Origin of the sequence: Streptomyces sp. NPDC093149 (assembly GCF_044754145.1) — a bacterium.
GTDB lineage: Bacteria > Actinomycetota > Actinomycetes > Streptomycetales > Streptomycetaceae > Streptomyces.
Genome location: NZ_JBIVON010000048.1, coordinates 1 through 13600 on the forward strand (window position 1 = coordinate 1; position 13600 = coordinate 13600).

At 67.6% G+C, this 13600-nt stretch carries 12 protein-coding genes and 3 pseudogenes; 9 read left to right on the forward strand and 6 right to left on the reverse strand.

Annotation, left to right across the window (positions count from 1 at the left end):
- Together ACIQCZ_RS41740 and ACIQCZ_RS41745 are read left to right on the forward strand one after the other, a co-directional pair.
- Nucleotides 1–144, forward strand: a pseudogene (locus tag ACIQCZ_RS41740) (IS701 family transposase); the annotation flags it as partial.
- Between the two features lie 341 nt (nt 145–485).
- Nucleotides 486–1055 carry a hypothetical protein gene (locus tag ACIQCZ_RS41745; protein WP_402291334.1) on the forward strand — a complete coding sequence of 190 codons (570 nt, stop codon included), beginning with the start codon at nt 486–488 and terminating at the stop codon, nt 1053–1055.
- Here the strand turns inward: ACIQCZ_RS41745 and ACIQCZ_RS41750 are convergent.
- Nucleotides 1020–2312 (reverse strand): annotated as a pseudogene (locus tag ACIQCZ_RS41750) (protein kinase); the annotation flags it as partial. The gene ACIQCZ_RS41745 and the pseudogene ACIQCZ_RS41750 sit on opposite strands and share 36 nt — an antisense overlap.
- A gap of 173 nt (nt 2313–2485) precedes the next feature.
- Here ACIQCZ_RS41750 and ACIQCZ_RS41755 point away from each other — a divergent pair.
- From ACIQCZ_RS41755 to ACIQCZ_RS41775, 5 genes are all read left to right on the forward strand, one after another.
- A complete protein-coding gene (locus ACIQCZ_RS41755; protein ID WP_402291336.1) occupies nt 2486–2665 on the forward strand; it encodes a DUF6207 family protein in 180 nt (59 codons plus the stop codon).
- Between the two features lie 494 nt (nt 2666–3159).
- The gene (locus tag ACIQCZ_RS41760; RefSeq protein ID WP_402291338.1) at nt 3160–5085 is read left to right on the forward strand and encodes a WD40 repeat domain-containing serine/threonine protein kinase; all 1926 of its coding nucleotides are present in this window, start codon (nt 3160–3162) and stop codon (nt 5083–5085) included.
- Between the two features lie 260 nt (nt 5086–5345).
- Complete coding sequence (locus ACIQCZ_RS41765) at nt 5346–5543, forward strand: hypothetical protein (RefSeq protein WP_402291340.1); 198 nt, start codon at nt 5346–5348, stop codon at nt 5541–5543.
- A 66-nt stretch (nt 5544–5609) separates the two neighbouring features.
- Nucleotides 5610–6817 (forward strand): IS3 family transposase gene (locus ACIQCZ_RS41770; RefSeq protein WP_402291342.1). Its coding sequence is split into 2 segments (ribosomal slippage): nt 5610–5850 and nt 5850–6817, totalling 1209 coding nucleotides; the frame shifts between segments, so codons are not numbered across the junction.
- A 5-nt stretch (nt 6818–6822) separates the two neighbouring features.
- Complete coding sequence (locus ACIQCZ_RS41775) at nt 6823–7152, forward strand: hypothetical protein (protein WP_402291344.1); 330 nt, start codon at nt 6823–6825, stop codon at nt 7150–7152.
- Nucleotides 7153–7338: 186 nt separating this feature from the next.
- Here the strand turns inward: ACIQCZ_RS41775 and ACIQCZ_RS41780 are convergent, their stop codons facing one another.
- The 5 genes from ACIQCZ_RS41780 to ACIQCZ_RS41800 form a co-directional block, all read right to left on the reverse strand.
- Complete coding sequence (locus ACIQCZ_RS41780) at nt 7339–8037, reverse strand: hypothetical protein (protein ID WP_402291346.1); 699 nt, start codon at nt 8035–8037, stop codon at nt 7339–7341.
- A 75-nt stretch (nt 8038–8112) separates the two neighbouring features.
- Nucleotides 8113–9096 (reverse strand): twin-arginine translocation signal domain-containing protein, encoded by a 984-nt coding sequence (locus ACIQCZ_RS41785; RefSeq protein WP_402291348.1) that lies wholly within the window; start codon nt 9094–9096, stop codon nt 8113–8115.
- Nucleotides 9097–9414: 318 nt separating this feature from the next.
- Nucleotides 9415–10443 carry a hypothetical protein gene (locus ACIQCZ_RS41790; RefSeq protein WP_402291350.1) on the reverse strand — a complete coding sequence of 343 codons (1029 nt, stop codon included), beginning with the start codon at nt 10441–10443 and terminating at the stop codon, nt 9415–9417.
- 141 nt (nt 10444–10584) lie between these two features.
- Nucleotides 10585–11049: a hypothetical protein gene (locus ACIQCZ_RS41795; RefSeq protein ID WP_402291351.1), complete on the reverse strand. Its 465-nt coding sequence runs from the start codon at nt 11047–11049 to the stop codon at nt 10585–10587.
- Nucleotides 11022–11366 (reverse strand): hypothetical protein, encoded by a 345-nt coding sequence (locus ACIQCZ_RS41800; RefSeq protein WP_402291353.1) that lies wholly within the window; start codon nt 11364–11366, stop codon nt 11022–11024. The genes ACIQCZ_RS41795 and ACIQCZ_RS41800 overlap by 28 nt, the downstream gene beginning before the upstream one ends.
- Before the next feature lie 3 nt (nt 11367–11369).
- Here ACIQCZ_RS41800 and ACIQCZ_RS41805 point away from each other — a divergent pair.
- Both ACIQCZ_RS41805 and ACIQCZ_RS41810 read left to right on the forward strand, forming a co-directional pair.
- Nucleotides 11370–11612, forward strand: a pseudogene (locus ACIQCZ_RS41805) (winged helix-turn-helix domain-containing protein); the annotation flags it as partial.
- 105 nt (nt 11613–11717) lie between these two features.
- On the forward strand, nt 11718–13451 hold the full coding sequence (locus tag ACIQCZ_RS41810) for an RICIN domain-containing protein (RefSeq protein WP_402291355.1): 1734 nt from the start codon (nt 11718–11720) through the stop codon (nt 13449–13451).
- Nucleotides 13452–13600 lie beyond the last annotated feature (149 nt).

A 13600-nucleotide genomic window follows, 5' to 3' on the forward strand; every position in this document is an offset into this window, starting at 1 on the left:
CGCGAGATGAAGCACGGCCTCGGCCTGGACCACTTCGAGGGCCGCACCTGGCGCGGCTGGCACCACCACGTCACCCTCGTGACCGCCGCCCACGCTTTCCTCACCCTCCGACGCCTCGACCCAAAAGCTCAAGCGCCGGCCTGACCTTCTACCAAGTCCTCGACACCCTCCAGGACCTGATACGGGCCTGGACCGGCGAATGCCCCACCTGCCACCGCCACTTACCCAACACACAACGACAACGCCGCAACCACAGAACCACAACCTAACGAAGTACTACTAGAAGGCTCATGAAGATCTTGGGTCTTGGCCCTGCTGCGTGAGTGGCAGGGCCAGACTCGTCATGTGGCGATGGGTGAGTGGGTCGGTGAGACGGTCGGGCCGGACGTGTGGGAGACGTGTCGGGATCTGATCCCGGCGGGGAGTGTGTTCGCGTTCTTGGCCGTCCACTCAACAGCAACTACCCTGACCCGAGCCGCATAGACGTGTTCAAGATCCGGGGTCAAGGCCCCATCAAGTCCAAGCGGCTGCCGAAGGACGAGCTGAAGAAGATCGCGGCGTTCTTCGACGGGCTGGAGCAGGACCAGGCCGACAACCTCGCCGCCGGCCTCTTCGGTATCTACACCCCCGCCGACGCGACCCCGGAGATCCTCGACAACGTCCGCTCGCTCTGGCCCGACCTCTGGCCTCTGGTCAGCGAGGACACCCGCAACGAGGTCGGCATCAAGCTCGCCAGGTTCACCGCCAACGCCGACACCGACCGGGCGATCCGCGCCAGAGAACTGCTGGACCTGGTCGGAGGGTCCTCCTACCTCCCCGAGCCCGAGCGCGTCGCCGAGATTGAGCAGGTCCTGGACGACCTCAAGCGGGCCCATGAGGCGCACATGCGCAACTATGCCGACCGGCTCTACCAGGACACCAAGATCAAGGCCCTTACGAAGGCCTGGCTGGAGCGAAACCTGCGTCCGAAGTCGCCTGCACAGATTGCCGAAGTCGTCTGCATCCCGAGGGACAGCCCTTCAAAGGTCAACGGGGAGTGTCGTGAAGTGAACTGATGGGACCCATCGGTGGGCGCCGTGTCCGGCGAGGGCTTCTATGAGTTCGGTTCGCTGTCTTTCCGTCATGGGGCCAAGCACACAGACCGGGAGGCGCGTGCGATCCTTGAGCGTGTCCGGCTGGGGATAGGGCCATCCTGCCGGGCGGAGCATGGTCGGCCTGCTGACGCCGGGCTCCAGGTCGATATGGATTCCCGTGTACCGGTACGCTAGTGGACTCTGAATTTGCTCAATGCTGACGCGCTGGATCTCGCCCCACGGAATCTGCCGCCGTCCGGCGGCGCTCCCGGTCGCGATCCCCTCTGGACCGACGTGAAGCGCCCATCGGGATCTCGCTTTCGGCATCCTCGCGTGCTTGGAGATCACGAGTGTCTCCGTGATCACACCGGCAGTGGAGCCGAGTGCGACCAATCCGCCGATTGCACCTCCGAGTGACATGACGGCGAGCCATCCGTCCTGGCCGTCAGTAGCTCCCGGCGTAACGAGCCCAAGATGCAGCGGAAAGTAGATGCTGGCCGCCGCCACCGCGGAGGAGAGCAGGGCTGTGAACGAGACAGCAGTCAGGCGCGGTTTGGCCACGTAGGTGTCCAGTTGCTCGTGGCCGGTCCAGGACATCTCGAAGGAAGCGTGCGACGCGGTGGGCGGCACCTGAACCGGCGTCTTCACCTGCGATTGCCCCACTTGGACGCTGCTGCTGCCCGGCGAATCCTGTGAGACCGCCGCCCGGCGCGCGAGGGACGTCCTCATGGCGCGCGCCATCCTTGCCAGAAGGATGTCTCGGGAGCCCTGGCCCGGCGGCGGGGACACCGGTGCGTGGTCAAGCTGTCGCAGGGCCTGGGAGAGGTCAGCGGCGTTCGGGTACCGCTGATCGGGGTCCTTGCGCAGCAGGGTCAGTACGAGGTTGTCCCAGGCGGGTGGGATGTTCGTGGACACCGAGCTGGGGGCGGGGGGTTCCTGGGTGAGGTGGGCCGTGAGGTAGCCCAGGGTGTCGGGGGCCTGGAACGGCAGTCGACCGGTGATCAGTTCGAAGAGAAGGCAGCCGAGTGCGTACAGGTCGCTGCGCGGTTCCGGGAAGCCGCGTGCTTGTTCGGGCGCCATGTAGGGGGGTGTGCCCACGATGAAGCCGGTCTGGGTGAGTCGGTCCGCGGTCGCGTAGGGATCGGCCGCCCTCGCAATGCCGAAGTCGAGGACCTTCACGTTGCCGGAAGGCGTGATGAGGATGTTGGACGGCTTGATGTCCCGGTGCATGATTCCGGTGTCGTGCGCGTCGGCAAGGCTTCCGCCTGCTCGGCTATCTTCGGGCCCGGGCGAGGATCGCGGCGAGGTGCAGCGCGGCCTGGTATGCGATGGCGAGCTTGTCGGTCCGCATGGCGAGGCCGCTCCACTACGAGCAGCGAACTGTCTGCCGTCGTCGGAGCGTCGGCCCGGTCATGGAACAGATCGACCCTCTTCACGTCTCGGAGCCGGGCCTGCTGGTCGTCGACCTCACCGCGGCGGACGAAGAGACCGTCCAGGCCGCGATCGATGTGCTCGGTCGGCGCTGGGCTGCGTCGGGCGGTGGCCGGACATCGGGCGGCACCCGGGCCACCCCGGTGCCCGTGAGCGCCTGAGCCAGCGCCCTGACCCCGGACGGCCTCCCGTCGAGTGAATCTTGAGCCAGGCTCCGTGCACCACACCTGTTGCACACGTTATGGTCGTCCTGACCGCTTCTGAGCTGCGCGAACCTCAACCGCACGCTCGCGGCGCCCCGGAGAAACGTCGTGGACTTCGACGCCTCGGGCGCCGACATCGAACGGTGATGACGATCCGCGAAAATCCTCAAGTGTGCTCACGTTCCTCACTTGGTTGACGCAGCAACAAGGCAGCGTTTCGCCCGCTGACGCTCGAGCTTCAAGGGAGCGAGGGCCAGCAGGGCCTGCAGCCGTTGGTGTGCTGCCGCTGTTCCTGCCGGGCGACTGGTACGGGTGCGGGAGGTTGCTGTTGAGGAAATCTCCTGGCCATTATCGGTTTTGGACTTCGCGGGGAACGACGGGTGTCCCTGTGACACCTTTGTGACACCTTTCTCGTCTGGAAGGGTCGGGTGGATGGTCGCGGCGGGGGTGTGATGGCAGTGCGGGTGCTGGCGGGGCGGTACGAACTGGTCGGGTTCATCGGCCGGGGCGGGATGGGGGAGGTCTGGGAGGGCCGTGACCGGGTCATCGAGCGTCGGGTGGCGGTCAAACTGCTCCTGCACGCGACGGGCGACGTCTCAGGCGCGGACCTCTTCCTGCGCGAGGCACGCACCGCGGGGGCGCTGAACCATCCAGGGGTGGTCACGGTTTTCGACCTGGGACAGGACGAGGCGGATGGCTCGCTTTTCCTGGTCATGGAGTTCCTGGAGGGCCGGGACCTGGCATCGGTGCTGCGCGAGGACAGCCCGCCACAGATCGAGGCCGCAGCCGGTTGGGCGGTACAGGCCGCAGCCGCGCTGGCCCGCGCGCACGACGCGGGCGTGGTGCACCGTGACCTGAAACCGTCGAACCTCATGCTCACCACCGACGGCCGGGTCAAGATCCTGGACTTCGGGATCGCCAGGTTCGTGGAGGCTACGACCAAGTCGAGCGCGGTCATGGGCACCCTGGCGTACATGGCGCCGGAGCGGTTCGACGGTCAGAGTGGCGACGCCCGCTCCGACCTGTACTCCTTCGGCTGTGTCCTGAACGAACTCCTCACCGGCCACCCGCCGTTCGATGCCACCGGACCGGTCGGCTTCATGAACGCCCATGTGGGCCGCGCTCCGGTGCCGCCCAGCCAGGCCCGCTCCGGTATACCCGCCGAGCTCGACGACCTCGTCGCGGCACTCCTCGCCAAGCGGCCGAACGACCGGCCTGCCACCGCCGCGGAAGTTCACGACCGGCTCCGCGTCGTCCACCGCGCTCTGTCCAGGCAACCCGTCGCCGAGCCACACGGCCCGAGCCGGTCGGCGGGACCTGCGAAGACCCTGCCCGACCCCGCAGCTTTCGCCTCCGGTTCTCCCACACCCGGCTCCCTATTCCCGGCCCGCTACGCCCGGGTCGGCGCCCCGCTGACGGGTCACACCGAGGAAGTCGTGATGGCGTTCTCCCCGGACGGTTTTCTGCTGGCCACCGGCGGCACCGACGACGGGACGGTGTGGCTGTGGGACCCGCACACGCGCCGCCCGGTCGGCGAGCCACTCGACACGCGCTCGGACATGGTCTTCGCGATGGCGTTCTCTCCGGACGGCTCCCTGCTGGCCACCGGCGGCACCGACGCCGATGCGGTGAGGCTGTGGGACCCGAACACCGGGCGAGCGGTCGGCAAACTCGTCGGCCACTCCGGCATGGTCGTCTCGCTGGCATTCTCGCCGGACGGCTCCCTCCTGGCCGCCGGTCTCAACGACGGGGACGTGTGGTTGTGGGACCCGACCACCAGACGGCCAGTCCGCGATCCGTTGTCCACACACACCACTGTGATCAACAAAGTGGCGTTCTCGCCGGACGGGTCTCTCCTGGCCACCTGCGGCCCCGAGGACGACGGGGTGTGGCTGTGGGACCCGATCACCCGGCACCCGGTCGGCGAGCCTCTCACCAACGAGCCGACGGCACCGCACCGGACACGATGGTCGCTACGCCGTGTACTCCGCTCAGTGATGTCACTTGACAGGGTCCGAACGATGACGATGGCCTTCTCGCCGGACGGGTCCCTTCTCGCCACCAGCGGAGCCGACGGTGTCGTGCGGCTGTGGGACCCGATCACCCGGCGCCCGGTCGGCGAGCCGATGGCCGGCAGCGCCTCAGCCATCGAGGCTGTGGTGTTCTCCCCGGACGGGTCCCTCCTGGCCACCGTCGGAGCCGACGGTGTCGTGCGGCTGTGGGACCCGTTCACCCGGCACCCGGTCGGCGAGCTCCCCGGCCACGACGGGCTGGCCCTTGCGGTGGCGTTCTCCCCTGACGGGTCACTCCTGGCCGCCAGCCGCCAGGACGGCAGCGTGCTGCTGTACGGTCGGCTCGCCCAGCACGAGCATTCGTGACCTCGAAAAGACCGTCCGTGCCGGACGGCCGCCCCGGCAAGCCGCCGACGAGCCGTTACCGCAAGGCACGTCGGCGGCGGCGCAGTGGCTGATAAAGCGGCTGACCTCTGGCAGACGGGCTGACAGGTGAGGAGCTTCAGTGAGCAGGCCTGTCCCGCCACCGAGCGCGGGGTGGGGAAAATCGGAGAGCGCCAACACCTGCTTTCAGGTGCCGGTACTGTGCGGGATTCACTCCATGCACACCAGTACGTGAGGTCGCTATGAAGCGTTTACAGGTCCGTCATGCCCTGATCGTGCTTGCCATCGGCGCGGTTGCCGTGAGCGGGTGTTCCGGCGGCGATGATGCGAAGGGCAGTGACGCGAAGGCGCCGGCGTCCCATTCGGCGGAGAAGCCTGCCGAGAAGTCTGCGGACGCCGCGGCGCAGTCGCCGACGGCGGGCGTGGCGCAGAAGGATTGAGGTGACCCCCGTGGTGTGGACACACCTGACAATGGATCTTGATGGTCCAGGAAGGTGTAGATCCACATGGCAAGGCCCTCGAAGTACAGTGCGGAGTTCCGGTCCGACGCGGTGACGTTGTGGCGGGCTTCGGACGGCAGGCGGACGTTCAGGGACGTCGCAGCTGATCTGAACGTCAGCCCCGAAACGCTCCGCACCTGGGTGCGTGACACCGACGACCGTCCGGCCTCCGCCGCCGCGTCGCAGGACACCGAGGCCGAGCTGGCCTGGCTGCGAGCGGAGAACGCCCGGCTGGCCAAGGCGGAGAAGGAATGGCAGATGGAACGCGAGATCCTGCGCCGGGCGGCCGCCTATTTCGCCCGGGAGATGAAGTGAAGACCGCCGCTTGGGACTTCATCTCCGCCCACGCCGAGAGGTTCGGCATCAAGCGAATATGCCGGGTGCTGGAAGTCTCCCGCTCCGGCTACTACCGGTGGATCGCCGGCGCCGAGGCGCGGGCTGCCCGGCAGGCCGACGAGGACGCCCTGGTCGATGAGATCCGCGAGATCTTTGCCGAACACCGCGGGAACTACGGCGCGTTGAGGGTGCACGCCGAGCTGCGGGGCTTCGGTCACACGGTCAACCGTAAGCGGGTCGCCCGGCTGATGCGCAAGCACGACATCGTCGGCCGTCACCTGCGGAAGAAGAAGCGCACCACGATCCCGGACCGCCTCGCGCCACCGGCACCGGACCTCGTGAGGCGGGACTTCACCGCCGCCGACCTGGACGCGAAATGGTGCGGCGACATCACATACGTGCAGGTCGGAGCGTCGTCGTGGCTCTACCTTGCCTGCGTCGTGGACATCCGGTCGCGCCGAGTGCTCGGCTGGTCGATGGCCCCGCACATGCGGGCCGAGCTGGTCATCGACGCGCTCCAGGCCGCGGTCACGGCCCGCGACGGCAACGTCACCGGAGTGATCTTCCACGCGGATCGCGGATCGCAGTACACCTCGGCCGCGTTCTCCCAGGTCTGCGACCTGCACGGCATCCGTCGAAGCATGGGCAGAGTCGGCTCGAGCTATGACAACGCTCTGGTCGAGAGCCTGTGGCAGGGACTGAAGCGAGAGACGATGCACAAGAAGCTGTTCACGACGATGAGCCAGGCGCGCCTGGAGATACTCAAGTGGCTCACCTACTACAACGCCCGCCGCCGGCACAGCGCACTCTCCTACCTGTCCCCGATGGAGTTCGAACAGCAGCACCACAAGACAGCTAAACTCTCACTCGCCGCATGAACCCCGTGACCACACTCCGGAGGTCACCTCAGGATGTCAAGGTCACGAAGTCCGGTTTCGAGGACCACGAGATGTGGGGGCCGGGCGCGTACGTCGTCCATTACGAGGTGACGAACCAGGGGCGCGGGGCTGCCAGTTATTGCGCTGAGCTGGAGTTCCTGGACAAGGACGGGGACCACCTGGGTCAGACGGGTATCACCGTGGACAAGCTGGGGCGAGGAAAGACTTCCAAGGGGAACACGGCCCCGCTGGACGCGGAGATCACCAACGGGAAGATCCGAGACATCCGGTCCGTGCGGGTGTCGACGGCCGACCAGACCACGGACGCGCAGTAGTAACCCCGCCCCGCTCGCCGTGCCTGCTGTCGACCGCATGATTCCTCCCCTGTCGGATTGCAACCACACACGTATATGTCATATACGCGACAAGCAGCCAGTGGGAATCAAGTCATCTCCGGCAAAGCGGTCCGGCGGTGGCCAGAAAAGTGATGACCGGCTGGCCCGCGTCGCCCCGGTCCGCTGTCACACGGGGCGGGGCGGCGCCGGGCTGGTGGACTTCTCGCGGAACCGGATGACGGGGGTGTCGCTCCTGCCGGACCGTTCGCCGAGCCACCCCACGTGGCTGGCGTCGGGCTGTGACGTGGGTTCAGGCGATGGGAAGTCGCTGGCCTTGATCTTGACCATCTCGGTGTTGGGGTGGCCGGGGTGCCGGTGCCAGACGATGCCCTCGTATGGTCGGGCGTGCAGCCACTCGCGGAGGCCGTCGTAGTCGCGGGGGGCAGTGGCGAAGTCCTGCCGAATGGACAGGATTGACCAGCCGTGGGGCATCAGAACGTGGTCGGCGTAGCCGTCCGGGTTCTTGTTGATCTTCGGGCCGAGGAGTTCGTAGGTGCTGGCCTTCCCGATGGCCGTGTTCTTGACGGCTTCAGCGTGGATCTTCGCGAAGGCGGACTGCGCGACAGGTTCCCAGCCGACAGTTTTGCCCGTTTGCTCGTCGGTGCCGATCGTCACGTAGTTGGGCGGCGGGGTCTTGCCGGGTTTCACCTCTCGGCGCGCCCACCATTGGCCGGCCGGGTCGAGCATGACGCATGTCCCGTCGTACTTCCGTGTTGCTTCGCCCTCGCCGTTGATCACCCATTCGCACCCCTGGGAGACCTCCGGCAGTACGACTGCGGGACGGGCGCTGAAGTCTCGGACGAACAGGGTCGGAATCTTCTCCATGCGCCGACCGTACTGGTCTTGGTTCATCGGGGGTCGAGGTATTTCGGGGGCCGGGGGCTCCGCGCAGGTGCTGTGCTATTCGATCGCGTTCGCCAGCCGCTCACGGTGTCGGCCAGTGAGTTGATTCTGGAGCTCGGTGGCGCGGGACCGGACCAGGCCGGTGCGGTAACTGTCCGGTAGCCGCGCGAAGACGCCGGCCGCTGTGTCGGCCGCCGCGCTGGGGTCGCCATCGATGCGGAGACACGCGGCAGTGTCCATCTCCAGCAGGGCCCTGGTCATCACGGACGGCGAGCCGGTGAGGGCGAGCGCGGTTTCCTGGGCGGCGTAGGCGGCGGCGGTGTCGCCGAGGAGCGTGTACGCCTGGGACAGGTGCACGTGGTGCTTCTGCAGCGGGTAGCCGTTCCACGTATCGGCGCTGTCCGGGCCGTCGAGGCGTTCGACCATGGTGCGTACGTCGGCGACCGCTTTGGTGGCGCCGGCCTGGTCGCCGATCGCGACGAGGGACCGGGCGGTGACGGCGGCGGCCAGGGCGGCGGCTGCGGTGGGTTTGCGTCCTGCCTCTCGGCGGGCCTTGGCTGCGAGGCGTGCGGCTGCATGTGGGGCGCCGTAGTTGAGCGGAACCATCGCGTGCCTTGCCAGCACCCAGGCGGTCAGGCGGCGGTCGCCCGATTCGCGGGCGGCTTTCTCGGCGGTTGCGAACCAGCGCGCGGCGTCGGGCTGGTCGCCTCGGTCGTGCTGGATGATCGCGACGAGGCTGGCGATACCTGCCGCGGTGTGCGCGAGCTCGGCCCGGTCCTTGGCAGGGTGGGGGCGGCTGAGGACGTCGCCCAGCGCTTTGAGGTCGCTCGTCATTTCACGGAGGACGTCGTGGGGTGAGCGGCCCCGGTATCCGCCGCGGTGGCGCTCGAACGCGGCTCGCAGGTAGTCGAGGTCTCCGGCGCTGGTCCCGGTTCCAGCGAGGGCGCCATCGATGCCCTGCCGCGCCTGGGCGATGCCGGGGAGCGTGCTCGCCCCTACGGCGGCTGCTGCCGTTGTTCCGATGAACTGTCGTCGGTTCACGCCGTCGTCCTCCTTGCCCTGACTGCGCCGGTGGTGTCGTGATGCGGCGACAGCTCTGCGTACGTCACCGGCCGTCAGCCCGTAGGCGCGCGCGATCGTGTCGTGCCATACCGGGGTGGGTAGCCGTTTCTCGCTTTCCCACCGCTTGAGGTTGTAGGGGTCGATCCAGCGGACGTTCTGGGTGTCTCGACCGGGCCCCGGTGGACCATGATGACCTTCGCGGCCAGCAGGAACCTTGAGTACTCGATGGAGCAGCGGGTGCTCCTTCGGTATGCCTCTCGCCCGCGAAGGACGGGGCCACTCCTTGGCCAGGCGTGCTTAGCGCGCGGTCTTCTTCTGCAGGACCCATACGTAGTGCCATTTGCCGTGTGAGCGTTTGGGTTTGATGTCGGCGAACGCCTGGATGGTCGGCCACAGTCCAGTGGCGCCGGCCGCGAGCGTTGCACTGGTGGCGAGCGCACCTTGGAGGGCCTCGGGGCGGACCGCGGCAAGGACGGCGCTCGTCGAACCCAGTACGGCACCGGAGCGGGCCAGGGCCCGGGACCGGGCCGCCCTGCTCATCTCGGCGGTAGCGGCGTTCAGTTCGTCACGGATGGAGAGCGCGATCCTTTCCACGGCGACCTGGGAGTCGACCGCTTCCAGCGCGTCGTCGACTTCCAGGAGCTTGGAGCGCATGAAGTCGCGGAACTGGATGTAGGAGTCGAACTCGTCGCTGGTGACCTGCGCGAAGTTGGCGAGGCTGAGCCCATCCATGAAGGGCAGATCAGTATCCAGGATCAGCCGAACCACCCGGCTGGCGAGGGGCTTGGTCCTCGACAGGTCTACTGCGCGGCCATGCTGCACCACGAAGTCGATGGACCGGTCACTGAACGAGGGGAGCGGGCCGGGCGGCTCATCGCGTCCGGTACTCCCTTCTGTGAAGACCGGCCCGTACCAGACCAGCCCGCTGCGCAGCAGAGGCTCAGTGTCCAGGAGCCACTGGCCCAACTTGGCAAGATCCTTGGTCACCATCCCGTAGAGATATCTACGCTCAACAGTGTCGGTCAGCCCTGCGTCCCCCATAAAGTTGTATTCCCTAACCATCTGACTCTGCTCCCCGAGTTCGTGCACCGCTCCGATGCCATGCTCGGACAACAGCATGGTGTCCGTGACCAGGACAATCCGCTTGGTGACGCGCGTGAAGCTCCCCATCTCCGAGGACAGCCCGACGTAGTAGGGGGAGGTTGAGGCGACTTTCGAGCTCAGGAGACGCTCGTAGCTGGGGTAGAGCGTGCGGGCGTACTTGAGGGCGACGTGCTGGGTAGACGTCCTTTCCTGTTCCGAGAGTGAGTCGTAGAACTCGTTCATCCGGACCGCCACGCCACGGTTCTGCCACGCTCGTCGGCCCTGCCACGCTCGCCAACCCCGTCGGAACATCCTCACAGCATGGCGGGATGTCGAGCACTCCGTCCAGCAGGCAACACCCTCGCCCCTGCCCCGAGCAGCAAGTTATCCACAGGCGCTGGCAGGATGGGCCGATGCGTCGCAGCGTGCTGCCCGTCGATCAACGGGGGCGCGGGGTATCCGGCTGGAGCGGCTGGGTAGGAGGTGGACGTAGGGGGCCTGGGTGCGGATGGTCGACTTCCCGAACCCGCCCTCCGTGCGCATCCTCGCGATGGCGGCGACGTCGGCACCGGTGCGGCGCCCGATGGCTGCGTTGCTGTAGCCCTCGTCCAGCAGTCGCCGGATGTTGCGCTCCTGGGGGTGGCGGGGAACGGCGTATGCGCTGCGCGGGGTGGGTGGGATGCCGGCCGCGGCCCGGATCCGGGCAACGGTCCTCTCCCCGACGAACAGGCGGCGGCGGATCGCGGTGTTGGTCAGGCCCTCGACCAGCAGGGCGCGGATCTCGGCTTCCTTCGGGTGTGCCGGGCGTCCCGACCAGCTCGCTACATGCTGGAAGCGGGAACTACGCAAAGAAGGCTGGCAGCGATACCGATCAAGACTTCTGCCTCCCCACGGCTGTATGAGAAGTCTTTGGTCACCTCGTCAGCGTGCTCGGCACCAGATGCCTGGTCGAACGCCGCCTTGTAGATCGCACGCCACCGCTGCGCCTGGCTGCGCTGGTGGAGGTCGTCGTTCTTGCTGATCTGAGGCCAGTTGGTTACGGCCAAGATGCGCTCCATGGCCTGGCGGGCGCTGCCGATCGCCTTGTCGAACTCGCCGTCGTGCAGCAGTCGACGGGCGTGGACGCGATGCGGCTGAACCCGATGAAGCGCGAACTGACGGTCCACGACCGTCAGGTGGCCCTCACCCCGACCGAATTCCGGCTGCTGGCCTGCCTGATGGCCGACCCCGGGGCCGTGGTGCGCCGACGGGCCCTGCTGCGGGCGGGCTGGCCGGAGGGCGCCCAGGTCAGCGACAACACCCTGGACCAGTACTTGACCCGGCTGCGCCGCAAGCTCCGCGAGGCGGACAGCACCATCAGCACGGTACGAGGCGTGGGTTACCGCTTCGGCTCCTCGCCTGCGACCCCGTGACGGTCACGCCCTCGCCCCGAGCAACAGCCACCGCCCGCCCCCGCTCTCCTGCTCTCCACACTTCGCGCCCGCCCCCAAGTAACGTTCCTCCACGTGAAATCAAGAATGCGTACCCGATGGGGCATCCGGGTCAGGGCGACACTCGTCGCGTTGTCCGCCGTGGCCGCCTTCACGGCCACCGGCCAGCCGACAGCCGCCGCTGCCGAAGGAGACCCCTTCGTCGAAGCCGACAGGTCCCCCTTCAACCTCTATCCCCGCGAGATCCCGGGCATCAGAGAGGGGGAGGGTGACACCGCCCGGGGCATCATCGAGAGCCTGGAAGCCAGCGGCTCGGTGACAAGGGCGTCGGTTCTGAGCGTTGCCCAGTCGCGTCAGCACGTGGGCCGCGACCTGTGCCACACGACCGGCCTCAACGGCACCTTCAAGTACAACGGCTTCTGCTGGGACGGGACCGACGACGTCACCAGCGCCTACGACCCGGCCGGCGGCTGGCACCCGCAAGGCCTGACCGCGTCGCACGACGCCTATGCGGGCGGAACGCTGGACGGGCATCACCTGTACATGACGTCCTGGTACTACGGCACGGGCCAGGAAACCCGTGACCAGAAGGCCCGCATCTCGATCGCGGAGTCGACCGGAACGGACCGGAGCTACGGTCACGTCCTGCTCGTCAAGCCCTTCGGCAGCCGCGGCAACCCGAACTTCGAAGCGGTCGACCGGGTCCACGCGGACGGCATCGCCTGGTACGGGGACCGGCTGTTCGTCGCCAACGGAGGTGAACTTCAGATCTACGACCTGAACCACCTGTGGAGGATGACGACCCTCGCCCGCGACGTAGGAGTCGGTCCGGGTACCTCCTTCGCCGCCAACCATCAGTGGGCGCTCCCCATGGTGGCCCGCTACGGCACGCGGACCCTGGCCCAGGAGGAAGCGTCCGACAACCCGCACGTACGCGCGTGCGAATTCTCCCGCGCCTGCCTGAGTTCCCTGAGCCTGGACCGCAGCGGGAGCAAACCGCGCCTGGTGTCCGGGGAGTACTGGACCAACAAGCAGGGCTACCCGGCGCGCGTCGTGAAGTGGCCCCTGGAGAACATCGCCGAAGGAAACACCGCCACGGTCAAGGCCGAAGCCGCCTACGTCGCGTACGTCCGCCAGCTCCAGGGGGTGGCCACCGATGGCGCCTACTACTACCTGTCGGCCCAGTGCCCCGACGGCTACATGGGAGACGCCAACACCTCGGACTACGGCAGCTACGCGTGCATCTGGCAGGCCACACCGGGCCACCGCCCGACCGTACTCACCCGCGCGCCGAGCGTGACGCAGAACCTGTCCTACGCACAATCCTCCGGACGACTGTGGGGTGCGAACGAACTCACCGGCAAGCGCGTGGTGTTCTCCCTGCGTCCCCGGGAGGCCGACCGCGCCGTCTACCTGAGCAATGACTACAGCGCCCTCTGCGCCGGCGCAGGCAACAAGATCACCAACAGCTCGCCGGTCATCCAGTGGGGCTGCACCAACGCCCAGGACGAACGCTGGCTGTTCGAGGACACCACCGACTCCAACGGCAACCGTGCCTACTTCCTGCGCAACGCCTACTCCGGCAAATGCATGGGCACCGGATCAAGTCTCGCCAACGGGGCGGGCATGATCCAGTACACGTGCAACGACGCGGTCGATGAGAAGTGGTGGTGGTCCCCGGAGACCGGCGAACTGCGTAACGTGTACTCGGGCAAATGCCTCGGTCTCGGTGCCGCCGCGACGAAGGGTTCCCAGCTCATCCAGTGGACCTGCAACGGAGCGGCCGACGAGAAGTGGTCGCAGACGGCCCGTAACGTCTGATTTCCCACACACATCGCCGCTTCGGCCCTGTGCGGTGGCGGGGCCCCCCGGCCCCCCCCCGGGCGCCCCCCCCCCCCCCCACCCCCCCCCCCCCCCCCCCCCCCCCCCCCCCCCACCCCCCCCCCCCCCCCCCCCGGGCCCCCCTGAAC